The organism is Agrobacterium sp. CCNWLW32 (assembly GCF_037083425.1).
In the GTDB taxonomy this organism is placed as follows: Bacteria; Pseudomonadota; Alphaproteobacteria; order Rhizobiales; family Rhizobiaceae; genus Agrobacterium; species Agrobacterium radiobacter.
The window spans coordinates 37176-62806 of record NZ_JBAOJM010000009.1; the positions used below are offsets into that span (position 1 = coordinate 37176).

The window sequence follows — 25631 nt, forward strand, 5'->3', positions numbered from 1 at the left end:
GACCATGTGAAGTGTTCTTACGCAAGCGTTTCCTGCAACCTAAGATCATGAAGGCTAGGGAATCTCCTTTCGGGCGAAAACGTGGAGATTGCGATTGTGCCTGGTGACCAATCAAGAACGCTCGAAGCCTCCATCCATGTAACGGCGTTTTGCGCTTAAGCGCTTCGGAGGGGAAAATGGCTGCTTTTACACTGAACCAGGCTGACCTGGCGTTTGTTCTTCATCAGATCAAGGTCGCGGAAGTCCATGCCTCTGGCGTTCCGCTCACTGAAATCCGTCTCAACCCTGATGGAACAGTGATTTCCGACCGGTCGCAATATGATGTCGTTACAGGCGTCTACCTTGGCAACCCGGCAACGCCTCGGGCCATCCCCGACCCGCATGTGCCGGTCGGCCTTCGTACCGTTGACGGCACCTACAACAATATCGTGGCGGGCCGCGAGCTCTGGGGGGCTGCCGATCAGGCCATGCCCCGCGCGCTTGACCCGAATTTCCGCAACGATGCCGATGGCGACACGATGTCGCTTGGAGGCCCCGCTGTCGTGACGAACACCGATTACAGCGTCGTCGGCACGCCTTCCCCATCAAATGGCGGTCATACAGGCAACGTCGCGGACGCAGACCCGCGCATCATCTCGAACCTGATTTCCGATATGAGTATCAACAACCCGGCTGCTGTATCAGCCTGGTTCAACAATCCTCTGGCGGTAGCGGCATGGGAAGAGGCCAACCCCGGCATGGTGCCCGTGGCACCCGGACAACCTCTTGGCACTAACGGTGTGTACCTCACCAATAACGACCTTGCTTCAATCCCGAACATTGCACCTGACGAAGGCCTCTCGGCCCCGTTCAATGCGTGGATGACATTTTTTGGCCAGTTCTTCGACCATGGTCTTGACCTGATCAGCAAGGGCAACAACGGCTCGGTATTCATCCCGCTACAGAGCGACGATCCATTGGTGCTCGGCACTGACGGGCTTCCTGGAACAGCCGACGACTTGCCCCCAAGCTTGCGCTTCATGGTTATCACCAGAGCAGACCCTGTTGATGGCCCCGGTGCAGACGGTGTACTTGGAACGGCTGATGACACACATCACGAAGCCCGCAACACCACGACTCCGTTCGTGGACCAAAACCAGACCTACACCTCACATCCATCCCATCAGGTTTTCCTTCGTGAATACGCAACGATCGGAGGCATCACTGTCGCGACAGGCCGTTTGCTTGATGGCCCGCCCCCAGCCGGTTCTCCCGCCGGAACACATGGTGGCCTTCCGACATGGGCGGACATCAAGGCCAACGCCCTGCAATTCCTCGGCATCCAGTTAAGTGATGCTGACGTCGTCAACCTGCCTTTGATCCGCACCGACCAATATGGCAATTTCATTCCCCATCCTTTGACGGGCTATGCGCAGGTTGTAACGGGTATCGGTGCAGACGGTATTCCAAACACTGCCGACGATGCCGTCGTTTCAGGTACACCCTCGGCACCTGTCAACACATTCGCGTCGCTGGCGCTGCGCACCGGCCATGCCTTCCTGGACGACATCGCGCACAACGCCAACCCCTTCAACAGCCAAACGGGTGCGCTGAAAACTGCGGACACAGATGATGTTGTCAACAGTGGGCCTCTTGCATCCGGTGTCTATGACAACGAGTTGCTGGAGCGTCATTTCATTACGGGTGATGGACGCGGTAACGAGAACATCGGACTGACTGCTGTTCATCACATTTTCCACTCCGAGCACAATCGTCAGGTCGATTCCCAGAAACTGACGATCCTGCAAAGCGGCGATGTCGCCTTCATCAACGAATGGCTGGCAACGGATATCAGCGGCCTTCCAGCCGGCTTTGAAAACCTTCCGGCGATTGATCAGCTCGCTTATGCGCAAGGACTGAACTGGGACGGCGAGCGCATGTTCCAGGCAGCCCGGTTCGCCACAGAAATGCAGTATCAGCACCTTGTCTTCGAAGAGTTCGCGCGTAAGATTCAGCCCGCGATCGACGTCTTTGTTTTCAATTCGGTCACAGACGTCAATCCGTCGATCTTCGCTGAGTTTGCCCATACGGTGTACCGCTTCGGGCATTCCATGTTGACCGACGGGATGCCGCGCGTTTTCCTGAATGCAGATGGTACGGAAACAGCAGCGACCGAACCCGAGCTCGATCTTATCGAGGCCTTCCTCAATCCGGTCGCTTTTGATCTCAACAGCACGATCAGTGCAGATCAGGCTGCTGGCGCGATCGTGCGAGGCATGGTCGTAGAGCACGGCAATGAAATCGACGAATTCATCGTCAGCTCCCTGCGCAATAACCTGCTCGGGCTGCCGCTTGATCTCGGCGCGATCAACATTGCTCGCGGCCGCGACACCGGCGTACCTTCACTCAACGACGCCCGAGCACAATTGTATGCGGCAAGCGGATCTACATTCCTGAAGCCCTACGACAACTGGGTTGATTTCGCCGCCAATCTCAAGAACTCGGCCTCCGTCATCAACTTCATCGCGGCCTATGGCACACATGGAACGATTACTGGCGAGACCACGTTGGCCGGCAAGCGGGCGGCTGCGACAGCGCTCGTCATGGGCGGCGACGGTGCCCCTGCGGACCGCGTTTCCTATCTCACGAGCACAGGGACATGGGCGGGCGTGGAAACGGGCCTCAACCTGATCGATCTTTGGATTGGCGGCCTTGCGGAAAAGAAGATGCCCTTTGGTGGCATGCTCGGATCGACATTCAATGCGATCTTCGAAATGCAGCTCGAAAATCTGCAGGATGGCGACAGGTTCTATTATCTGACCCGTACACAGGGCCAGAATTTCCTCAACATGCTGGAGCAGAACTCGTTCGCCAAGATGATCATGGCGAACACCGATATCGCCCAGCCTGGCGCCGACGGCATCAGAGGCACCGCCGACGATGTCATCGCCCGCCACCTAGGCGTCGACGTCTTTGCCGATTACGATTTCGTCCTCGAGATCAACAAGGCGAACCAGGTCGGCGACGACCCAGTCGGGGACGATCCGATCATGGCCGCTCTTGGTCTCGGTAAGGTCCAGCGTGACGATTTGACCACTGCCGATGTTGACGAAAGTGTCGCTGACACCAGCGTCGATCAAAGCGGTGCTACAGGACACTATCTTCGCTTCACTGGTGGTGAACATACCGTGGTCGGCGGCACCATAGGCAACGATACCATCATTACCGATTTCGGCGACGACGGTATCTGGGGCGACGCAGGCGACGACCGCATCGAAAGCGGCGCCGGGGTCGATCTCGTCAATGGCGGCGCAGGCAACGATATCATCACCGACTCTGGCGATACCGGCGACTTTGTGAAGGGTGATGAAGGCGATGACGTAATCGCCAATTCGAACGGCATGGATATCGTCATGGGCGGAACTGGCAAGGACGTCGTCTTTGTCGGCGTCGACGACACGGAAGTGTTCGGCGGTGATGGTGATGACTTCATCCTTGGCGGTGACGGCGTCGATCTTCTCATGGGCAATGAAGGCGACGACTGGATGGAGGCGGGCGGCGGCTTCGACACGACAGCCGGCGACAACTCCGAGCTCTTCTTCAATTCGTCTATCGTCGGTCACGATGTCATGTTTGCCGGGAATGAAGAACACGATTTCGACGCGGAATCCGGCGACGACATTATGGTTCAAGGCGAAAGCGTCATGCGCAATGAGGGCATGTTCGGCTTCGACTGGGCAATATTCAAGGACGTGGAGATGAACGCCTACGCAGATATGCGTATCCCGATTTTCACCACAGAACAGGAAGATATCCTTCGCAACCGGTTCGACAAAACAGAAGCACTTTCCGGCTGGAATTACAATGACACGTTGCTTGGCGACGACCGGGTCTTTGGTGACTTGGCGCCTGGCGATACGGTTGCCACGACAGAGGGCATCTTCTTCAAAGATGGTTTGACGCAGGCAGGCGTAGATCGCATTGAGGGCCTGCGCGCGCTTCTTGGCAACCTCATCGCAGCGGCTCCGGCTGATGTTGATCCCGAAACGATCACTGCCTTCGACCGTGGCAACATTCTCCTCGGTGGAGCAGGAAGTGACTCGCTCCGGGGCAATGGTGGAGATGACTTCCTCGATGGCGACGCATGGCTCAACGTTCGTATTCGCATCACACCTGTCGGCGCCGAAAACTCGGACGGTAATCAGATTGCAACGGTGGACAGCCTGAAACATGTCTTTACCGAAGATGAGAATCCAGCCTGGGCTGGAAAGTCGCTCTTTGAATTGATGATCTCCCGTACCATCGTGCCAAGCCAATTGCATATCGTGCGAGAGATTGTCTCATCGACAACACCCCTCGCCGGTACTGATACCGCAGAGTTCAACGATGTTCGTGCAAACTACACGATTGTCAGAAATGTTGACGGCAGTTTCACGGTCACCCATAACACCGTCAGCAATGTTGTGGATCCGTTGACCGAACGAAATCTCGTGTCGGACGGTGTCGATACCCTGCGGAACATTGAAGCCGCGCGATTTTCCGACGGCGTCGAGGTCGCCCTTGTGAACAGGGCGGCGACCGGTGCACCGGTTATCAGCGACACATCGCCCACCGAGACACAGACATTGACTGCGGATACCTCCGGAATCGCCGATGAAAACGGCCTTGGAACATTCAGTTTCCAGTGGCAGACATCGACCAACGGCACGACCTGGGCAAATGTTGGGGCTAACTCGGCAAACTTTACTCCCCAGCAGCCTCAGGTTGGCCAACAGGTACGCGTGGTCGTCAGCTTCACCGATGGGTTCGGCTCTGCTGAGCAAGTCGTTTCTCCGGCTACCGAAGTGGTCGGCGACGTCATTAGCGCCAGCAACGTCGGCACCGTCATCACTGGTACCGCAGGCGCGGATATCATTACCGGAAACCGCGGGAATGACACGATCAACTCCTTGGGCGGTGACGACGTTATTAACTGGAGCGCGAGCCTCCTGGGGCTGTTACCCGATGGCCGGGACAGCGTGAACGGCGGCGCTGAGGGCCTCGACGGAGACTCTTTCGTTGTCAACGGCTCCGCACTTGCCGAGACCTATCGTGTCTATACCCGCGCAGCAGCAGTCAGCGCAGGAATGACAGGGATCGCCACGGCAACGGAAATCGTCATTACGCGCAATGGCACCACCAACGGCGCGATTATTGCAGAACTGACCGACATCGAGGAAATCGTCATCAACACCGGAGCGGGAAACGATACAGTCTTGGCAATCGGCGACTTTTCTCCGACCAATCTCAGCTTCAACACGATCACCATCAACGGCGAAGCGGACGACGAGACTGTCAACATTTCCGGGTTGATGTCAGCACATCGTATCCTGTTCCGCAGCAATGGCGGTGACGATACGATCGTTGGAACCCTGCGCCCTCAGGACGTGGTCGAGCTGGCGCCGGGGCAGCAACTCTCTAGCTACGCCCTTGTGGATAACGGTGACGGAACGAAGTCATTCTCAAACGGGACACATTCAATCACCTTTACAGGGATCGTCGTGCCTCAGTTCCAGGAAGCCACCTCAGGCGAGGACGGTGACGACATTTCCGGTCACTTCGAATACACACCAAGTGATCTGGCTGGTCTCAAAGCCCTCGTGAACGGTCTTCCACCCAACGATGGTGATGATCCTGTCCCAACAGGTGTCCGCACCCTGTCGGGTCATGGAAATAATGCTGCAGATCCCGACGCAGGTGCGGTGGACACACCATTCATCCGCATCACCCAGTCGCACTACGGAGAACCGGATGCCTTTGGAAATTCCGCGATCAACCCGATCTTTGATGGACTCGATCCGCGAAACATCAGCAACATTCTGGGTGCACAGGAAGCAAACCTTCCTAAAGCCGATGCCAACATCTTCTTCATGGCGTTCGGACAATATTTCGACCATGGCCTGGATTTTCTTGGCAAAGGCGGAAATGGCACGATCCAGATTGGCGCTCCCGGAAACGGAGCCCCCGGCTCCGGCAATCCTGCTGATCTGACACGCGCGACCGTCGCCTACTACGACGATGGCGTTCCACAGCACATAAACAAGACATCGCCATTCGTCGATCAGAACCAGGCTTACGGCTCCAATGATCTTGTCGGGCAGTTCCTGCGCGAAGGGAATGGATCAGGTGGTTTGGGGGCACATTTGCTTCAAGGCGGTGCGGATCCCTCCAACCCCACCTTCAAGCTGATGCCGACATTGCGTGACCTTATCCTGCATCACTGGGAAAACGACACGGTTTTTCACTCACCGACGCTTGCAGGCGGTCAGGCTAGCTTCCGGTCCTATTTCCCGGGTCTCGTCGCGGCAGGAGTGATCAACGAAGTCATGGTTTCCGGGCTTGCTTCGGACTTCATGGGTAGCACGCACGCACTGCTTCTCGACACCAACCCTTATATCAGCCTGCTCGATCACTACGTGGCAGGCGATGGCCGGGCAAACGAGAACTTTGCCCTTACTTCAATGCACACCATCTGGGCCCGAAACCACAATTTTCATGTGGCAGGCCTTGAGGCGGCCGGTTTTGATGGAACAGCCGAGGAACTGTTCCAGGCCGCCAAGATGATCAATGAAGCCGAATATCAGCGCGTTGTCTTCACCGAATTTGCGGACAAGCTGATCGGCGGCATAAGAGGAGACGGCGACCACGGTTTTTCTGAGTACAATCCGAATGCTACGGCTGCGATCAGTCATGAATTCGCCGCTGCGGTCTATCGGGTCGGTCATTCGCTGATCGGCCAGACCATGACGGTACTCGACGCGGATGGGAACCCGACCCAGGTGGCATTGTTCGATGCCTTCTTGAATCCCACAAACGATCCAAGTGCCTTCAAGCTGCCGCTGAGCACACTTGCGCAGTACGGATATGTTCCACAGGAAGGCTACGAACAGCTCGGTGTGAGCGCGATCCTTGGTGGTATCGCGACACAACCCGCTGAAGCGGTCGATTTCAACATTGTCGATGCCGTGCGAAACGACCTCGTCCGTATCAACGCGGACCTGTTTGCCTTCAATGTTGCCCGAGGCTGGGACGTCGGACTTGGAACGCTCAATCAGGTTCGCATGGACCTCGCAGCATCCACCGACCCTTATGTTGCAGAAGCGCTGGGTTATGCAGGAGCAATGACGGCCTACACATCCTGGGACGACTTCCAGAGCCGCAACGACCTCTCCGATACCGTGATCGCCCAGTTCCGGCAGGCTTATCCGGACCTCGTTCTGGAAGCCGGCGAAATCGCAGCTTTTCGCGAAATCAATCCTGATATCGAGATTGCAATGCAGTCCAATGGGACTGGTGTGATCAAGGGGATCGACCGTGTCGATCTGTGGGTCGGAGGACTTGCCGAGAAACACATCAATGGCGGCATGGTCGGACAGACATTCTGGGTCGTATTGCAGGAGCAGTTCGATCGCCTGCAGGAAGCTGACCGCTTCTACTACACGGAGCGTTTCGACGATTTCGATTTTTATGAAAACTTCATCGACGGTGAGGAGTTTGCCGACATCATCGCCCGGAACACCGGCCTGACGAATCTTGAAGAAGATATCTTCTCGCCACGCGTCGAAGACAACGAGGAGGAAAACGACGACGAAGACGAAGACGAAGACGAAGACGACGACGGCGACGGCGACGGCGACGAAGACGAAGACGACGGCGAAGACGACGGCGAAGACGACGATGGCAACGGCGAGGAGGACGGTGATGACACCTGCTCGCACGAAGACGACGATGACGACGGACCGATTGTCTCGATCCCGATCGCAGCTGTTGCGCTGATCGGTACAGCGTCTGGTGAAGTGCTCGCCGGCCAGGGAGGCGACGATACGATCCTCGCGGGTGGCGGTTCGGACATCCTTTCCGGGGATGCAGGTTCCGACATCCTGAGGGGCGAAGACGGTGACGACGTCATCGTCGCAGCGGCGGACAACGATGTTGCGAGCGGTGGCAGCGGCGATGACGAACTGCATGGCGGCGCCGGCCACGATGTGCTCTTCGGAAATAGCGGGGCGGATCTTCTCTTCGGAGATTCCGGCAACGACATCATCGAAGGTGGTGCGAGTGACGACCAGGCCTGGGGTGGCGACGGGGATGATATCGTTCTTGCAACAGCCGGCGACGGCAACGACCGGTATTGGGGCGATGGCGGCAAGGATACGCTCGATTACTCAGTTGCCACGTCAAATCTGACCGTAAATCTAGGCACGGGCCTTATGGGACACGGCACCGTCATTAGCGCAACGACAGGAAACGACACGTTCTACAGCTTCGAGAACTTCGTCGGCGGCTCCGGCCATGATGTGATCACTGCTTCGAATGCGGCGAACGTGATGGATGGCGGTCTTGGCAACGACACCTTCCGGTTCACAACGACAAGTGCAGCCAATGGCGACTCAATCTACGGTTTCCAGCCTGGCGACAAGATCGACTTCGCGGCAATCGACGCCAACACGGGTGCTTCGGGCAAGCAGACCTTTACGATCAACAGTCCAGCATCGCTGACTGCGACAGGGGGAATTGCGATTACACACGAAGTTCGTGACGGAGAGGACTTCACGGTCATTCGTGGTCACACCGATGCAGACGGGAATGCTGACTTCGAACTGGCCGTTTCCGGAAAGCACCACCTGACCAACAGTGACTTCTCCGGGGTTTCCTGAGCAACCGCGAACGAACGGAGGCAGCGCCTCCCGTTAGCTTCGAAATCCCAACGCCGGTGAGTACTGGCACCGGCGTTGCAAGTGAAATGGGATGTCTTGGGTCAACGCGATCACTCCGGACATGCCGCGGACTTAACGCCGAATCTCGGCAAAGTTTCCAAGGGGACTTTCAGATGAGTGGCACCTGCAACAAAAAAGAAAACCAGATAAATGGCATGGGTGGCTTGATGATGTTCGTCTTTGGTCTGTCCGGCATCATCAATATTCTGGCCCTGACCGGCGCCTTCTACATGCTCCAGATCTATGATCGTGCGCTGACCAGCGGAAGCGTGTCGACGCTTGTCGCGTTGTCAGGCCTGGCAATCGGCCTTTATCTTTTCCAGGGCCTGTTCGATATTCTGCGCTCACAGATCCTGGTTCGGCTTGGCGCGAGACTCGATACGCAACTGGCCCCGCTGGCCCACAAAGTCGTCATCGATATGCCGCGTTATGGTTATTCCACGTCTGAAGCGACGGAGCGCGGCCGCGATGTCGATACGATCCGCGGTTTCCTGGCAAGTCCCGGCCTGATTGCGCTTTTCGATTTGCCCTGGATGCCAATCTACCTGGTATTCGTTTGGCTCTTGCACCCGATGCTGGGCATGTTGACCGTTGGCGGAGCCGTTGTGCTTGGCCTTTTGACGCTCTGCACGGAACTTCTGACACGGCGCCACGCCAAAGAAATGCTGAAATCAACTGTACTGCGAAATGCAGTCATCGATTCCAATGCTCGAAACAGCGATATCATGCACTCAATGGGCATTGCCGATCGTGCTGTGAGCCGTTTCGAGCGTGCCAACCGACGTCACCTGGATACGCAAACCAGGACCTCCGATATCTCCGGAACGTTCTCAGGCCTGTCCAAGGTTCTGCGGATGATGTTGCAGTCAGCGATTCTCGGTCTTGGCGCCTACCTTACAATCAACGGGGAATTGTCGGCCGGCTCCATTATTGCCTCTTCAATCGTGACCGCACGCGCCCTCGCACCGGTGGATCAAGCGATCGCGCAATGGAAGGGAATGGTTTCGGCCCGGCGCAGTCATGCTCGTCTTAAGGAAACGCTGGCCGTTCTGGACGACACGACCGGACTTTTGAATCTTCCTGCGCCGAAGGAAACTCTCACGGTTGAAGGTATTACGACGGTCGCGCCACACAGCGGCGCAGTCCTCTTGAGTGACGTAAGCTTCGAGCTGAAGGCTGGCCAAGCACTTGCCCTGATCGGTCCGAGCGGCGGCGGGAAGACGACCCTTGCCCGATCCATTCTCGGCATCTGGCCGACACTACGCGGTTCAGTGCGTATCGACGGCGCGGATCTCAAGCAATGGCCTTCAAGCTTCTTCTGCGAACATGTCGGCTACCTGCCGCAGGATGTCTGCTTGATGGACGGAACAATCGCCGAGAATATTTCACGTTTTGCCGAAACACCGGAGGCACATACGATTCTGCAGGCTGCAAGGGCGGCAGGCATCCACGATATGATCGTTCGTCTGCCGAACGGCTACCAAACAGACCTGGGACCAAATGGCATGTCGCTCTCGGCTGGTCAGCGCCAGCGCATCGGCCTTGCGCGGGCATTGTATGGCAGCCCGTTCCTGGTGGTACTGGACGAGCCCAACTCCAACCTTGACGCTGAAGGTGAAGAGGCACTGATGAAAGCGATTGCCGCAGTTCGCTGTCGCGGCGGGATCGTGGTGGTTGTCGCCCACCGCCCAAGCGCCCTGCAATCCGTTGACATGGTCGGCGTTGTTCAGAGCGGAAAACTCGTGGCGTTCGGTCCGAAGGACGAAATTGTGAAAGGGCCACAACCGCAACTGCTTCGTTCGGAACACACACGCATGCAGGCATCGTCCGGCAATACTCTGGCAGCAGAATAGACTTGTTCCTTTGCAACGCTCAGAAGCAACAGGAGGAGAACAGACAATGGAAGATAAACTTGTTCTGGGACTGCCTGACGTGGCAGCCTCCATAGCGCCAAAAAACCGCTTTGAACTTCACGACAAACCGGTCCCGCGCTACTGGAGCATAGTGAACCCGGCCGTCGCTCTTGCCGCGATCGGCGCTTTTTTTGGAAAGCTCCGTTCCGAAACGCAAGTAGACGGACCAAATGCCCCCCTTGTTCAAGGTCCAGTGACCGAAACGGAAACGCGTTCGGACGAGTCTTCTACGAACATCGACATTATTGAAGAGGTCGCCGCGTATCTCCGCCAGGTCGCCGAGGAAGCCGGCAATGCCGAACGCAAGGTAAGGTTTTTGGCTGAAACCACTACGTTTCCCTCCTCCTTCCATGCAAGGGCCGACCTGAACCTTGATAATCACTCCTTTCGGTCGCTACTGCAGTCCCTGTCCGCAAACGACAACCATCGGATCAACGGATATTTCGCACCCCTGACACCACTCGGCGCGCTTGGCAACGAGACTCCGATCATCTGGCACGAGAAAGATCAGCGGAGCGAAAACACCAACAAGCCTGAAGCGCCTCGTGCAGATCCAAATGAAAATCCGAGAAACCATGACGGGCCGCCCGCCGCGGAAAGCACTCCTCCGGCAGGCAACGCACGTCCAAATCGATTGCCGGTTGTGGCTGGACGGGTGTTTCTTGGAAGCGGGCTGATGAACCTTTCAGCACTCATCCTTCTCGACAATCTGGCTTCGGCCGCAACCGACACAGACGGCGACACTTTGTCAATTCGAAACCTTCAGGTTTCTTCCGGCGTCATACAGACCTATGGCGAAGGTATCTGGCTTTACACGCCCGACCGTGGGTACATCGGCGAAGTCACCTTCACCTATGGCGTCAGCGACGGAATCGGTTCCGTGTCGGCGACGGCAATGCTGGACCTCGTTAAAGCAGCGCCGCATCCGGTCGAAGGAACCGATAACGATGACATCTTGTTGGGTACGCCCGGGGACGACGTGATAGCGGCACTTGACGGAAATGACGTCGTCTACGGTCGCGAGAGCAACGACGTTATTTACGGTGGCGACGGCGACGACACCCTGATGGGGGGAAGTGGAAACGACACGATCTATGGCGAGGGCGGCCACGACCGGATTTTCGGTGGCGACGGCAACGACGTCATTTTTGGTGGCGCAGGCAACGACAAGATTTATGGCGAGGAAGGTGACGACGTTGTCGCCGGCGGTGACGGTGATGACATTGCCAGTGGTGGAGCGGGAAATGATCGTTTGTTTGGAGAGGCCGGCGACGATCGTCTTTCCGGCGATGCCGGCGATGACCTCCTCGATGGAGGAGACGGCAACGACGTGTTTGCGGGCGGCCTCGGTCACGATGCGGTAATCGCAGGCGCGGGCAACGACACCGTCGTCATAGGTTCTGGAACCGAGGAGGCGCGAGCATCGGTACAGCTTCTCGGTGTCAACGACGGGAACGACACATATTCAGGCGGTGACGGTTTCGACACATATGACGCGTGCTTTGCTTCAGACGCTGTTGAAATTGACCTCGCAGCCGGAATTGCATCGGGTTCGCAGATTGGAACAGACCACCTCGACGGATTTGAAGCAGCTATTGGCGGCAGTGGAAACGACACGTTGAACGGCGATGACGGGTCTAATCTCCTGATTGGAAGAGATGGGGACGATCGCCTTATCGCTGGCAACGGCGACGATACAGTCAGTGGTGGCGCTGGCGATGACACCATCGTCGTTCTCTTCACAACCAGCGGGTCAAACGATGGCGACGATCAATATTCAGGTGGCGAAGGCGTTGATACCTACGACGCCTCAGCGACGATCACAGCAGTTATAATCGATCTCGAAGGGGGTACGGCGACAGGCGTTGAAATCGGGACTGATCAGTTGGAGGGCTTCGAAGTCGCCATCGCAGGGCTCGGCGACGACGTGCTGGTAGCCAATTCGGACATTAATTTCCTGACCGGCGGCGCAGGCAACGACGTCTTCATTTTCCGCTCGGTGGAGGCCGTCTTCAACGATGGCCAGGGAAGGGACAAAATTCTCGACTTCCAGATCGGCGATCGGATTGATTTGTCTGATCTCGCAGATGAAATCGGTGGGCTGATGTTCGACCGGATCATGGGTGAGATCAATGACCAGCAGGATGTCCGGCGCATCCGACTCTACAGCGAGTTTGCGGACGGCGAGACCGCCGTTGTTCGCGCCGTCATCGATCTTGCGGGAGAACAGGACGATCTCGAGTTACTGATCTACAGCCACCAGGCGTTGACTGAAGATGATTTCATTCTCGCGGCTCGTGATGACGACACAGGCCTGGCAAGGACGTAACTGGAATAAGGCGAAAAGCCACATAAGGGGAGCTTAGGGACATGGTGCGCGAACAAAAAAATACAAGCAAACAATTGACGCCAGAAGCACAATCCTTCGGCATCGCGCCACGCATCGTCGTCTCAGGCGTTCTGGCGGCTCTACTCGTGTTCGGAGTCGGCGGATGGGCGGTTCAGGCCAAACTTGCCGGTGCGGTTGTCGCGCAGGGCCAGCTTGTCGTGCCAGATCAGGTCAAAACCATCCAGCACCGTGACGGCGGGATTGTCGCTGACATTCCCGTGGCCAATGGAGACACAGTGAAGGCTGGTGACGTGCTTCTGCGCTTTGATGAAACTCAGACTCGAGTAGAATTGACCATCATCCGAAGCCAGCTATCGCAGTTGCGAGCGATGAAAATCCGGCTGGAGGCGGAACGTGACGGTAAGGACACCATTTCATTTTCCGACGGCTCTATCGTCCCCGAGCTTGCGCGTAACGAAACGAAGCTGTTTCAGGAAAACCGCCGTATGATCCTGAACCAGAAACAGCAGCTGGAAATGCAAATATCCCAACTCGAAGACCAGATTGACGGACTGATTTCGCAACGGAAAGCAAACGACGTTGAAAAGAAGATAATTACCGAAGAAATCGGCGTCAGCGAGAGGCTCGCCAAAGGCGGATTAATCAAGTTATCGGAATTTCGCGAGCTCCAGAAGCAGGTAGCCCGCATCGATGGGACCAGCGGCGAAGTGGTAGCCCGCGTGGCCGAGGCTGAAGGAGAGATCAGCGAGTTGCGCATCAAGCTTCTCTCCATAGACCAGACAACACGATCCGAAACTCAAAAAGAGATTGTCTCAATCGAATCCAAGCTCGCCGAACTGGGGGAGCGCGAAATCGCCGCATATGACCGCCTTTCACGCATGGAAGTTCGTGCGCCCGTCGATGGGTTTGTCTATGACCTGCAGATACATACGATCAATGGCGTTATAGGCGCAGGCGCAACTATAATGTCGGTCGTTCCCAAGACTGATGACATGAAGGTCGAATTCCGGATCGCGCCGGCAGATATTGATCGAGTAGCACCAGGACAGGCCGCCAGAATGAGACTGACCGCGTTTAACAGCGCAACGACTCCAGAGGTTTTCGGAATTGTCGAATTCGTCGCAGCAGCAACCGTGATAGATAAGACGACCGGTCAACCCTATTATTTGGCGACAGTTGATATGATTGACCAACAGGAAGTCATTAGAGATCTCAAGCTTATGCCGGGCATGCCAATTGAGGTTTTCGTCCACACGGCTGAGCGCTCAGCGTGGTCTTACCTAACGAAGCCATTTACAGATCAGGTAATGAAGGCGTTTCGTGAGGAATGATGGACCGATGTAACTTTACGCGAAGGTGAAAGAGAATCAGATTTTCCCACGGAGCAACGGGCGGCTTTTTTGGGTAGACCCATGAGCGCCTTGCGGAGGACTGTTGACCTGAATCCTTTAAACTGGACCATTTTGGGTTAGAGTTTTCCGGTGCATTTTCCTGGTTGGAAAAGGAACGGAAGACGATGAACGCATCGCAGTTTTCAGACGCTCAGAAGGCGTTTATTCTGAAGCAAGGTGACGATGGTGTCCGCTTCAGAGGCAGGCGTGGCGAGGATCGCTATGACCGACAAGAAGGCGCGAAGCAGCCAGGACGACTCTTAATCCGGGACTGTCATGGCTTTCGGCGAGTAGCCTTTGCAGTCTCGACACCTGAAACCAGGTGGTTGTCGAACCAGACGATCATTTCCTGAATCATTTCCTGTGCAGGCGTGACGTCACCCGTGTTCACCAGTTCAGCGGCAGCCTGGGACATTGCCAACAGGATACGGGCGGTTTCTGGCACGTAAGGCAGATCGACCCCTTTTTCGTGGCGTTGGCGTATAATCTGATAACGAAGGTTCTCAGGATAAGTCCACGCGCTGACGAGCATATCATGGACGCTGACCTGTTGGCCTCCAACATTAATCGTGGCATCTCGATCAGTCTCAGCATACCCTGATGTCTCTATGCGCTCGCAGGCGTTGATTGCCGCATTCATCATGCCCCTGATCACATTCCAGTCTGTTTTCATGGCACCTTCCCTACCAATTGCGCGAACCGGTTGACCGTATGTCGATGATCCAGCACATACAATGATCACCATTGGCGTTTTGCGCCAATGCTGAAGTTAGCCCATTGCGGCAATCGACCCGTTCAGGAATTGTAACTGCCCTCAGCCAACGATGACGGCATCTGCGTCTCTGGCGGATGGACGGGGTAAAAGACATGCTTGATAACGCCCGTTTCGATAATCATCGTGAGCCTCTTTAGCAATGCCACGCCTCCAGCCTGGAACGTTGGCAGGCGAAGGGCTGACGTTAGAAGGAGTTAATGGTCAGCGAGCAGTGGAAACGGCCGGTGAAGCCGTGCTGCTGCCTGTCGCTGATACTCTGTGGTCTGCGTAGAAAGGCCAAACAGACGCCTTGCTCCTAATCCCTTCAGTTCAGCGAAATGATCACGGAAGGCACAGGACTGAGGTGTACATCCCCTTGCGTCGGGTATGCATCCCATCCGTCAATCGCTTTGCCTTCGGGCGCGCTTGTCCGAGGGTAAGCATAGACTACAGATAACCCCGGCCCGCGGAGATCGACAGTCGTGCCATCCGTCGAGTCCAAACCAATACCAGGCAACTCCATCCCAAGTAAATGCCTGACTGCTCCTTCGTCATTCGGGGTCGGAAATGTCTCATCCCTAACGGTTTCATTCATTGCCACCTCATCGTACTTCCTGTCTGTCGACGTTACAAAATTAGTCAATTTTCATACCACTGCAATGTCGTCTGTTGGCGCGAGGGAGACCGTCGGCTATTGCCGATAGCCATGAGCCTTTAACCTATAACTCAATCTGCTCCGCAATTCCGAGGGAGTCGTCGACTTCGACGCCAAGCCAGGTTCCTCGGCGGGCTGACCTTCAAAACAAATGCATTGAAGCTTGTGGCTGGACCACTTACACGCTGCTCGCAAGTTCATGATGATTGCGATAGCCGGTCCCTTATTTAGGGAGCGCGCATTAGTATGCATGGAAGCCGACAAAGGAACGCAGATGTCGATCACTGTACAGAAAACAATCCCCGCTGCGCGTATGCGCCAGTTCCATCAGATGGTTGATAGGTGGCTTGAGGAGGGTCCAATCAAGCTCGCGACGAATGCCACAATAACCGCAATGGACAATGCCGGAATCACGAAAGCTGAACAGTCCGCTATCATCGAGGATCGAGATATCATCATGAAATACAATATGCGCCTCGGTGTAATCAGCGAAGTATTCGCCCCAGCCATCGAGAGAACAGTGAATTCGTCTCGGTCAGGAAGTGAAGCACAGGATGAGATTGCTCGGTTGATTGTGACTGCAGTAGGCATCCGTCAGGAAGATGACAGTGAACTGGTCACATTCACCTTTACGACGGAAGATGAGGCAGACGCATTCGATAAAGCCATCTAATACATCGCGAGCGGTTTTGAATTTGATTGATTGACAAGCACCCTGCCACCCTGCCGACGATAATTCCGTTCAGAATAGGGGGCGAAGTCGGCAATGTCCGCTATTGGCGGATATTGTTGATTTAGTCGGGCGGTTCTTCACGTGGGCATCAGACCGTTTTGGGGCCGCCAGAAGAATGCCTCTCCAGTCTCATGAGCCATGGAAGCGGACGTCATACGTCAAAAAAGCAACCCTCCTGTTGACGAGACGGTCATTGCTAAACGGCAACGACAACCTTTCCCTTGGCGCGCCCTGTCTCGACATAAGCCAAGGCGTCTGCCGTCCGCGCGAAGGGAAATACCTTGTCCACGACAGGACGGATGGCGCCATTATCGATCAGCTTGGCAATCTCTCGCAGTTGCTGGCCTTCCGCCCGCATGAAGAGGAAGGAATAGTCGACGCCCCGGCTCTTTGCCCTCTTCAGAATGCCTCGGCTCAGCATCCGCGTGACAAGGCGCAGTATAAGGCTCAGCCGCAGGGACTTCGCGAAAGGGACGTCCGGCGGACCAGAGATCGAGATGAGCTTGCCACCCGGTTTCAGCACGTTCACCGACTTTGCCAGCGTCTTGGCATCCTGGCTGTTGAGCGCGAGATCGCACCCAGACAGTACCTGCTCGAAGTCCTGCCTTTTGTAGTCGATCACCACATCAGCGCCCAGGCTTTTCACAAGCTCGATATTCGCCGTACTTGTCGTGGTGGCAACTGTCGCGCCGAGATGTTTGGCGAGCTGGATGGCGAATGTGCCGACGCCGCCGGAACCGGCCTGAATGAACACCTTCTGGCCGGGCTTGACCTTGCCCACCTCGACGAGCGCCTGCCAGGCGGTTAGCCCGACCAGCGGGATCGACGCAGCCTGCTCCATGGAGAGGCTTTTCGGTTTCAGCGCGAGATCTGAGGCGTCAACCGCAATCATCTCCGCAAATGTGCCGATGCGACCGTCGCGCGGGCGGGCGTAAATTTCGTCGCCGGATTTGAACTGCCGCACATTGGCGCCGACGTGGATGACCGTTCCGGCCAGATCGTGACCGAGAAGGAAGGGTGGACGATAGGGCAGGAACAACTTGAATTCGCCGTCGCGCACCTTGGAATCCAAAAGATTGATCGCGGTGGCCTCAATGCGAACCAGCACATCATTGGCGCCGATGACGGGATCGGGCATATCGGCCAGACGCAGCGGGGCCTTTTTCTTGTATTTGTCTACGACGAAGGCTTTCACGAGGGTCTCCAGTGTGAAACGATGATCATGTCAGGCAGCCAGGAAAGCCAAGGCTTTCGGCACGAATTCAGCATGGTATTAGAAGATGCCGCCATGACCAGCATCTGCGTAGATCAACAGTCGGCCTTGGGGATACGCTGAGCCAGATCGCGGCTGTTGGATGTCAACACCATGATATCATTGTCTCCGCTGGCTACGAGAACGGGAATGCGTATGCGTCCCAGATTCTGCGGTGCCCGACACCCCCAGGCCTTGATGGCGCTGAGCTGGCGCATGAACGCACGCGGTGTAGGCCCCTTGTCACGGTTCATCTTGCGCTCGTTCAACCTTCGTGCAAGGCAGCGGTCACCTTTTTCCAGCCATCGATCTGCGCCTGGGTATAAATGCCTGGCGTGTCCTGGTAGCCTTGTCCCTGCTGCGAAATCTGGGTGGCCTCGGAAACGATGCGCTGGGCGTAATATTCGGCAGTCAGGTCGCCGGGCACGAAGCCCGCGCCGGCGCGATTGCGGGTGAGTGGCGCCATGACGATCCGGTTCGTAAGGGTGAAGGCGCCTAGGGCGGTGGGTTCGAAGAGCGTGGTCTTGGTCATGATATACCTGTGACGTTTCTATTTATCGGCGCGGGTTCATCGACTGCGGAAAGCTCACGCCTGCGTACGATAGCGTTCGGCAGGGAGCGCATTGACGAGATTGCCGAGCATGGCCTTGCGCGCGCCATCAAGCGCGTCCCACTGGCTGCCGTCGTGCAGCGGCGGGATCGTCACCGGTTCGCGGCGGTCGAATCCGACAAGGGCCGCATCCACCAGATCGCCCACTTCCATGACATTATTCATGGCGTTCACGTCGGCGCCCACATGATCCCAGATCTCGGTGCGGGTCGTGGCGGGAAGCACAGCCTGGATGTACACACCTTTCGGTCCAAGCTCGTGGGCGAGTCCCTGTGACAGGAACAGGACAAAGGCCTTGGTCGCGCCATAAACGGTCATGCCGAATTCGGGGACGAGCCCAACGACCGAACCGATGTTGACGATCGCGCCTTCGCCCGCATTGGCAAGACGGGGAGCAATGGCGCTGGCAAGCCGGACCAGTGCGGTCGCGTTGAGTGCAACGAGCTTGGTCATGTCATCGGCGTTCTGGTCGACGAAAGTTCCTCCGATTGCCGCACCGGCATTGTTGACGAGAACGCCGATGCGCTCATCGTCGCGCAACCTGGTCTCGACCTTAACAAGATCCTCAGCCTTGGTGAGATCGGCCTGGAGGATGTCGATTGCGACGCCGGTTTCCTGGCGCAGACGGCTTGCAAGCGCCTCCATTCGCACAGCGTCTCGGGCGACAAGCACGAGATCATGGCCGCGGCGTGCGAAGCGTTCGGCATAGGTTGCCCCAATGCCTGTGGAGGCGCCGGTTATCAGAACTGCAGGAATCTGACTCATTTTGGATTGTTCTTTTCTGTGGTTGATCCTATATTCATGACGATCATCATGATTGGATTTAAATATGATGCCCATCATGTAAATGTCAATGGCCAGCTCGGAGTATTTTGAAAATGAAAGTCAGCCGAGAACAGATGGCGGAAAATCGTCGCCGCATCCTGGACGTCGCCAGCCGATTGTTTAAGGACAAAGGATTCGATGCGGTCAGCGTCGCTGAGGTCATGAAGGCAGCCGGCATGACCCATGGCGGCTTCTATGGCCATTTCAGTTCGAAGGACGAGCTGGTCGCCCAGACGCTTGTCCATGCGCTTGCGGCAGACAGTTTCGGGGACGGCGAGTTCAGTGGCTTCGTCCGCTCCTATCTGGCGCCTCGTCATCGTGACAACCCCGGCAACGGATGCCCGATGGCAGGCTTGGCCGCCGCAATTCGCCACCAGACACCTGCCGCGAAAGCGGCCATGACTGAAGGGCTACGCAACCAAATCGCACGTATCGAAGATGCCCTTCCGGACCAAGACGCAACCGGCAAGCACCGTGCAGCGATTGGAAGCTGGGCGGCCATGGTCGGAGCGGTCATCCTGGCCAGAGCGGTTGATGATCCTGAACTGTCAGACGAAGTTCTTGAGCAGACGCGTGCCTGGATCGACGCCAGAGTCGGCTAAGGGCATCGGAAAGCACGCATTTAGAGCGCCTGGTCTATGCCTACTGCGAGGAAACGATCGAATCTCGGGAGCGGCCCTCTGAGCCTGGACGCCGCCTTGGCTCCACGCAGACTTGTAATTTTCAGATGGATAAGATGCCGCTAAAATGTAAGCAGCGGTCCCCTGACACGTATCACGCGCCCAAGCCACATAGCTTTGCGCCACGGAGCCGCCGCCAAGTCGGTTATTTAGGCGAGTTGAATTTGTCTGGGTGTTTGGAATCGAGATAGAGCTGGGCGTAAGCAATCACGCAGTTTCGGTGTACAGCGAATGGGACTTTCCCTCATCTTAATGATCGGCCTGCTTGCCGGGATCATCAGTGGCATAATTGGTACTGGCTCTTCCATCATGCTCGTCCCGGTCTTGGCCTATGTCTATGGGCCAAAAGAAGCTGTACCAATAATGGCGGTGGCCGCCGTCATGGCAAATATTGCCCGGATTCTTGCGTGGTGGCGGGGAGTTGATTGGCGTGCTGTGGCAGCCTATGCGGTTGCCGGCGTTCCTGCAGCGGTTCTTGGTGCACGAACGATGCTTGTTCTGCCGCCCCGGGCCGTAGATGCGGCAATTGGAGTATTCTTGCTCTTGATGATCCCCGGACGTCGCTGGTTGGCAGCAAACCTTATCCATTTAAGGTTACCCCATCTGGCCGCAGCCGGAGCATGCATCGGCTTCTTGACCGGGATCGTGGCCTCTTCTGGACCTGCCTCCGTACCAGTGTTCATCGGTTATGGTCTGACCAAGGGAGCCTTTATCGGAACCGAAGCTGCAGCTTCGTTAGTGATCTACACTGCCAAAACGCTTACCTTTCAGGGCTCTGGAGCACTTCCTTTCGCTGTTATCCTGAAGGGCCTAACTGTGGGCGCCTCTCTGATGGTCGGTTCCTTTATAGCGAAACCTTTCCTGCTCCGCCTCACGCCCGAAGCTTTTCGCCATATCATGGATGCGCTGCTGGTTACCTCAGGACTCAGCCTGCTTTGGGGAGCGACAATTTAAGCAAGGCCTACGGGGGCGATCCCCGCGAGACCGCAATGTGGTCGCCGCTCTCTATGAGATCTTCCGCGTGGAGAGCAACATGATCGAGCATCTCCACCCTTGCTCGTTGGCATGCTGATCTACACATCTGCCTTCATTCTTCTGTGCTTCAACGCCCGAACTGCCGGATAAGCCGGACAGTGTCTGCCGTTTCGCCCAGAGCGTCGGGGTAACAACCAATCTCGCCTTCGTGCTCGGCCGCCTGCTGCTTCGGCCGCTCGCCAACTCTGGATACTCAAAGTCCGGCCGGCAGTGGAGATCGAAACGAGCTGGTCGCCAATCATTGTCGCCGTTCGGCTCGCCAGCATCGGCTCTAGCATGTGGTGGGCACGCCTAAATCCCGAACGAGTGCATGCCCGGACCAGAGCGAAGCGGCATTGCACCGAGCACGATAGATGGGAGTTTAAACCTGTCAGGATTCGAGATGCGGCCGAAGTCACTCGGCAGCCATCGAAAGCACCGGATCGGAAACGCTTTCTTCCGATTGTTTCTCGCCCTTGGGCGGCTTGATGCGGAACCATGCCGCGTAAAGCGCGGGGAGAAACAACAGGATCATGACGGTTCCAACGGCCGTACCGCCAATCAGCGTATAGGCCATCGATCCCCAGAAGACCGAGTGCGTGAGCGGAATGAAGGCGAGGACGGCAGCGAGCGCCGTCAGGATAACGGGTCGCGTCCTCTGCACGGTCGCTTCGATGACGGCATGATAGTCATCCAGACCCGCCGCCTGATTTTCCTTTATCTGCTCGGTCAGGATCAGCGTATTGCGCATGAGGATACCGGCCAGGCCGATAAGCCCGAGGATGGCGTTGAAGCCGAAGGGTTGATTGAAAACGAGCAATATTGGAACCACGCCAGCGAGCCCGAGCGGCCCGGTGAGCATTACCATCGTCATCGTCGACAGGCTGCGGACCTGAAGGATGATAACGATAAGCATGGCGGCAACCATGGCCGGGAAAATCTTCACCAGCGCCACATTCGCCTTGAGGGACTCCTCAATATTGCCACCCATTTCGATGCGGTAGCCGACGGGAAGCGAGGCAATCAAGGGCTGAAGGGCCTTGAAGACCTGTTGCGACACTTCCGGCGGCTGGGTTGCCTCATTTATATCGGAGCGGATGGTGATGACCGGCGTGCGGTCACGGCGCTTCATTACCGGCTCCTCGAAACGGATTTCGGAATGACCGATTTGGTCGAGTGGTACCGGGCGTCCGTTTCTGCTCGTCAGAGAGAAATCCGAAAGCCTCGAAGGATCAAGCCTGTTCTCGCCGGCGCTGCGGGCAACGACGGGAACGTTGCGGATGTTTTCGCGAACCTGTGTGATCGGCACGCCACTCAATAACAACTGCATCTGCTGGGCGGCCTCGGCGGGCGAGAGGCCGATGAGGTTGAGCCGGTCCTGATCGGGGATGAACCGCAGGACAGGCGTGCGGTTGCCCCAGTCGCGGTTAGGTTGGCGAACGTCGGGCACGGTCTTCATGATGGCAAGCGCCTGCTCAGAGATCCTGTACAATTCATCCGGATCCGGCCCCATGATGCGGAACTCCACCGGGAAGGGCGTGTAGGGACCGAAAACGAGCTGCGTAACTCGCACATTGGCTTCCGGAGCAAGTCCGCTGGACACCGCTTCGCGAAGACGATGTTTGAGCGCCTCACGCGTATGGGCATCGGATGTCAGCACGACGATTTTGGCGAAAGCGGGATCCGGCAATTCAGGCGCCATGGCGAAGAAGAAGCGCGGCGCGCCCTGCCCGACATAGCTGGTAGCGATCTTCGTTTCGGGTTGCTTTTTCAGCCAGCCTTCGAGTTTCTCGACCGTTGCCGTTGTCGTCTCGATGCTGGTGCCCTCGGGCATGCGCACTTCCACCAACACTTCGGGACGATCAGATGTCGGGAAGAACTGTTGCTTGACGGATCCCATGCCAACGACAGAGGCGGCCATGATGACGCCAACGAGACCACAGGTCAGGAATTTGTGACGGACCGCAAATTCGATGAGGCTACGCAGCCTGCGATAATTTGGCGTGTTGTAGATCGCGTGGTGACCACCTTCCACCGGCTTTATCTCGGGCAACATCTTGACGCCGAGATAGGGCGTAAAGATCACCGCAACGAACCACGAGACGATCAATGCGAACCCAACGATCCAGAAGATGTTACCGGCATATTCACCGGCGGTTGACCTGGCAAATCCAACCGGCATCAACCCGATGATGGTCACAAGTGTGCCGGAAAGCATAGGGGCAGCCGTGTGGCTCCACGCATATGCCGCCGCCTTGATGCGGTCCATGCCTTCTTCCATTTTGACGACCATCACCTCGATGGCGATGATGGCATCGTCCACGAGCAGCCCGAGCGCTAGAATGAGCGCACCAAGAGTAATGCGGTCGAAAAACCGCCCGGTTTCCAGCATGATCAGAAAGACGACGCCGAGTGTGAGCGGAACCGCAAGTGCCACGACGATGCCGACACGCCAGCCGAGACTAACGAGGCTCACGAACAACACGACTCCGAGCGCCATGGCGAACTTCAACATGAACTCGCCGACAGCCTCATCAATGTTGACGGCTTGATCGCTGACTTTAGCGAGCGTCATGCCAAGCGGCAGGGTTTGTGCAATCGTCGAAGATCGGTCTTCCAGGGCCTTGCCGAGTTCCAGCCCATTCCAGCCCTGCTGCATCACCACGCCCAGCATGATGGCGGGTTCGCCATCGTGGCGGATGACGTAGGTGGCGGGATCTTGATATCCGCGGCGCACCGCGGCGAAATCCGCTAGCTTGAGGACGCGTCCGCCCGCGACGATCGGCGTTTCAGCAATCGACTCGACGCTGTCATAAGCCCCATCGAACCGGATGAAGACCTGCGGTCCCTGCGTATCGATGGAACCCGCCGGGGTGACGGTATTGCGCCGTTGCAGGGCGGAAGCGATATCCTGCGCCGAGATGCCCAGCGTTGCCAGCTTGGGATAGGAGAATTCCACGAAAATCTGTTCCGGCTGCTCGCCAAGAATGTTGATCTTTTTCACGCCGGGAACGTGAAGCATGTCCTGACGGATCGTCTCGGCCTGGCGCACGAGGTCACGCATCGCCATCCCCTTCGCCTTCAAGGCATAAAGGGCGAAGCTGACGTCGGAGTATTCGTCATTGACGAAAGGGCCGATCACGCCGGGGGGAAGATTTCGGGATTCATCGCCAAGTTTCTTGCGCGCCTGGTAGAACTCCCCCTCAACGGCCGAGGCTGGCGTATTGTCCTTGAGCGTCACGGTCAGGAAAGCGTAGCCGGGGCGTGTGGTCGTTTCCACACGATCGTACCAGGTCAATTCCTGAATACGCTTTTCGAGCGGCTCGGCGACAAGATCCTGCATTTCGCGCGCAGTCGCTCCCGGCCAAACCGAGGTAACGGTAAGTGTCTTGATGGTGAATGACGGATCTTCGGCTCGTCCCAGCTTGACGAAGGCGTAAGCGCCGGCTGCAGCCAACAATACGATGAAGAACAGGGTGACGGCTCGTTCGCGAACGGCGAGCGCCGAAAGGTTGAAACTCATCAGTTCGCCGCCTCTGCTTTTTCAACGCCGGTGCGCACGCTTGCGCCGTCCTGAAGCAAATGCGCGCCAAGGGCGACAACAGGCTCCCCTGCCCTCAGGCTCGAAACGATGGCCTTTTCCTCGCCGATCCGTTCGACCTTCACTTCGCGAAAACGAACGCTTGAGGATTGTTCGTCGACGACCCACACGCCCGTGCGCGTGCCGTCATCCAGAAGCGCACCGATGGGAACTTCGGCATGCGCCAGCGCGTCCTTGTTTTCCACGCTGATCGTAACCGTTGCGCCGAGCGGCGCGGATGCCGCAGCCCCCTGCAACACCCAGCGCGTTTCATAGGTTCTGGTCTGGGGATCGGCGGCATCGGATATCTGGCGAAGGACCGCTTTCTCTTGCCCGCTGCGACCATAGACCGTGGCCTGCGCTGCGGCGCCAATCTCAGGCCTCAGATTTTCAGGGAGCCAAACGAGAGCTTCGCGTGGTCCTGCCTTCGCGAGCCGTATGACGGGCTGACCTGCCGAGACCACCTGCCCCGGTTCGCCGAGGGTCTCAACGATCGTCCCGTCGGCATCAGCCAGCAATACTGCATAGGCTGCCTCGTTTTCTGCGACTGCTGCGTCAGCCCTGGCTGCGGCAAGTTGTGCCGTCGCCGTATCCATAGTGGCCTTTGATCTTTCATACTGCTGGGTGGACGCAGCGTTGGACTTGACGAGAACCGCGAAGCGCTTCTCGTCGGCCTGGGCCTGTATGAACGTTGCCTCAGCGGCAATAACGGCATTGCGTTTCGCGGTCAGGGCAAGTCGAAGATCGGTCTCGTCGATCCGCATCAGAAGCTGCCCGGCCCTTACTTCCTCGCCAAGGCCCACCACCCGTTCGATGATCTTTCCGGGAACCCGAAAGCCGAGATCGCTCTGCACCCGGGCCGCAACCGTGCCGGTGAAGCTTCGGCTTGCCGTGTCCGGGGTCTTGACCTTTGTCACGCTGACAAGCGGAGCCAAGCTGCGGGGATCCGCGGCCTGCGCATTCGTGTCCGTTGATGGCATCAGGAAAATAGCAGCGCCAACCCCGATGAGGGCGGCCATTGCCACGGTCGAGAGCAGGATTTTTTGTTTCATGGTACTGGCCTTCTTGATGGCGATAACATAATTCTTAGATTGCAATCTAAATCTAAAACGAATATAGATGTCAAATGAAATCTAATC

At 56.9% G+C, this 25631-nt stretch carries 12 protein-coding genes and 3 pseudogenes; 7 read left to right on the top strand and 8 right to left on the bottom strand.

The annotated features are described in order from the left end of the window. Nucleotides 1-176 precede the first annotated feature (176 nt). The 4 genes from V6R85_RS18265 (at nt 177) to V6R85_RS18280 (ending at nt 14329) form a co-directional block, all read left to right on the top strand. A complete protein-coding gene (locus V6R85_RS18265) occupies nt 177-8675 on the top strand; it encodes a peroxidase family protein (RefSeq protein ID WP_336377114.1) in 8499 nt (2832 codons plus the stop codon). 173 nt (nt 8676-8848) lie between these two features. After that, the gene (locus V6R85_RS18270; protein WP_111834010.1) at nt 8849-10588 is read left to right on the top strand and encodes a type I secretion system permease/ATPase; all 1740 of its coding nucleotides are present in this window, start codon (nt 8849-8851) and stop codon (nt 10586-10588) included. A gap of 46 nt (nt 10589-10634) precedes the next feature. Further along, on the top strand, nt 10635-12977 hold the full coding sequence (locus V6R85_RS18275; RefSeq protein WP_162695487.1) for a cadherin-like domain-containing protein: 2343 nt from the start codon (nt 10635-10637) through the stop codon (nt 12975-12977). Between the two features lie 41 nt (nt 12978-13018). Further along, entirely contained in the window at nt 13019-14329 is a 1311-nt protein-coding gene (locus tag V6R85_RS18280; RefSeq protein ID WP_111834009.1) for an HlyD family type I secretion periplasmic adaptor subunit, read from the top strand. A 334-nt stretch (nt 14330-14663) separates the two neighbouring features. On the opposite strand, the gene V6R85_RS18285 is transcribed toward V6R85_RS18280, so the two are convergent. Both V6R85_RS18285 and V6R85_RS18290 read right to left on the bottom strand, forming a co-directional pair. Continuing rightward, complete coding sequence (locus V6R85_RS18285; protein ID WP_111834007.1) at nt 14664-15062, bottom strand: hypothetical protein; 399 nt, start codon at nt 15060-15062, stop codon at nt 14664-14666. Nucleotides 15063-15184: 122 nt separating this feature from the next. Continuing rightward, nucleotides 15185-15738 (bottom strand): annotated as a pseudogene (locus V6R85_RS18290) (peroxiredoxin). A 310-nt stretch (nt 15739-16048) separates the two neighbouring features. Here V6R85_RS18290 and V6R85_RS18295 point away from each other — a divergent pair. Then, nucleotides 16049-16471 carry a hypothetical protein gene (locus V6R85_RS18295; RefSeq protein ID WP_077998819.1) on the top strand — a complete coding sequence of 141 codons (423 nt, stop codon included), beginning with the start codon at nt 16049-16051 and terminating at the stop codon, nt 16469-16471. Nucleotides 16472-16727: 256 nt separating this feature from the next. Here the strand turns inward: V6R85_RS18295 and V6R85_RS18300 are convergent, their stop codons facing one another. The 4 genes and pseudogenes from V6R85_RS18300 to V6R85_RS18315 all read right to left on the bottom strand — a co-directional run bounded on the left by V6R85_RS18300 (nt 16728) and on the right by V6R85_RS18315 (nt 19158). After that, nucleotides 16728-17726, bottom strand: coding sequence for an NADP-dependent oxidoreductase (locus V6R85_RS18300; protein ID WP_111834006.1), 999 nt, complete (start codon nt 17724-17726; stop codon nt 16728-16730). Nucleotides 17727-17804: 78 nt separating this feature from the next. After that, nucleotides 17805-18055, bottom strand: a pseudogene (locus V6R85_RS18305) (alpha/beta fold hydrolase); the annotation flags it as partial. A 2-nt stretch (nt 18056-18057) separates the two neighbouring features. After that, nucleotides 18058-18315: pseudogene (locus V6R85_RS18310) on the bottom strand (oxidoreductase); the annotation flags it as partial. Nucleotides 18316-18369: 54 nt separating this feature from the next. Beyond that, nucleotides 18370-19158 carry an SDR family NAD(P)-dependent oxidoreductase gene (locus tag V6R85_RS18315; protein ID WP_080865038.1) on the bottom strand — a complete coding sequence of 263 codons (789 nt, stop codon included), beginning with the start codon at nt 19156-19158 and terminating at the stop codon, nt 18370-18372. Between the two features lie 113 nt (nt 19159-19271). Between V6R85_RS18315 and V6R85_RS18320 the strand changes: the two genes are divergently transcribed. Both V6R85_RS18320 and V6R85_RS18325 read left to right on the top strand, forming a co-directional pair. Continuing rightward, on the top strand, nt 19272-19820 hold the full coding sequence (locus tag V6R85_RS18320) for a TetR/AcrR family transcriptional regulator (RefSeq protein ID WP_111784212.1): 549 nt from the start codon (nt 19272-19274) through the stop codon (nt 19818-19820). A gap of 309 nt (nt 19821-20129) precedes the next feature. Beyond that, entirely contained in the window at nt 20130-20852 is a 723-nt protein-coding gene (locus tag V6R85_RS18325; RefSeq protein ID WP_111784213.1) for a sulfite exporter TauE/SafE family protein, read from the top strand. Between the two features lie 475 nt (nt 20853-21327). Here the strand turns inward: V6R85_RS18325 and V6R85_RS18330 are convergent, their stop codons facing one another. Together V6R85_RS18330 and V6R85_RS18335 are read right to left on the bottom strand one after the other, a co-directional pair. After that, nucleotides 21328-24435, bottom strand: a complete 3108-nt coding sequence (locus V6R85_RS18330) for an efflux RND transporter permease subunit (protein ID WP_111784214.1) — start codon at nt 24433-24435, stop codon at nt 21328-21330. After that, nucleotides 24435-25544: an efflux RND transporter periplasmic adaptor subunit gene (locus tag V6R85_RS18335; protein WP_111784215.1), complete on the bottom strand. Its 1110-nt coding sequence runs from the start codon at nt 25542-25544 to the stop codon at nt 24435-24437. Before V6R85_RS18335 ends, V6R85_RS18330 begins: the two co-directional genes overlap by 1 nt. Between the last annotated feature and the right edge of the window lie 87 nt (nt 25545-25631).

What these genes read in the sequence shown, in the direction of transcription:
- V6R85_RS18270 (WP_111834010.1), top strand. Translation starts at nt 8,849, where the DNA reads ATGAGTGGCACCTGCAACAAAAAAGAAAACCAGATAAATGGCATGGGT.
- V6R85_RS18285 (WP_111834007.1), bottom strand. Translation starts at nt 15,062, where the DNA reads ATGAAAACAGACTGGAATGTGATCAGGGGCATGATGAATGCGGCAATC.
- V6R85_RS18315 (WP_080865038.1), bottom strand. Translation starts at nt 19,158, where the DNA reads ATGAGTCAGATTCCTGCAGTTCTGATAACCGGCGCCTCCACAGGCATT.
- V6R85_RS18335 (WP_111784215.1), bottom strand. Translation starts at nt 25,544, where the DNA reads ATGAAACAAAAAATCCTGCTCTCGACCGTGGCAATGGCCGCCCTCATC.
- V6R85_RS18275 (WP_162695487.1), top strand. Translation starts at nt 10,635, where the DNA reads ATGGAAGATAAACTTGTTCTGGGACTGCCTGACGTGGCAGCCTCCATA.
- V6R85_RS18330 (WP_111784214.1), bottom strand. Translation starts at nt 24,435, where the DNA reads ATGAGTTTCAACCTTTCGGCGCTCGCCGTTCGCGAACGAGCCGTCACC.
- V6R85_RS18280 (WP_111834009.1), top strand. Translation starts at nt 13,019, where the DNA reads ATGGTGCGCGAACAAAAAAATACAAGCAAACAATTGACGCCAGAAGCA.
- V6R85_RS18325 (WP_111784213.1), top strand. Translation starts at nt 20,130, where the DNA reads ATGGGACTTTCCCTCATCTTAATGATCGGCCTGCTTGCCGGGATCATC.
- V6R85_RS18265 (WP_336377114.1), top strand. Translation starts at nt 177, where the DNA reads ATGGCTGCTTTTACACTGAACCAGGCTGACCTGGCGTTTGTTCTTCAT.
- V6R85_RS18295 (WP_077998819.1), top strand. Translation starts at nt 16,049, where the DNA reads ATGGAAGCCGACAAAGGAACGCAGATGTCGATCACTGTACAGAAAACA.
- V6R85_RS18320 (WP_111784212.1), top strand. Translation starts at nt 19,272, where the DNA reads ATGAAAGTCAGCCGAGAACAGATGGCGGAAAATCGTCGCCGCATCCTG.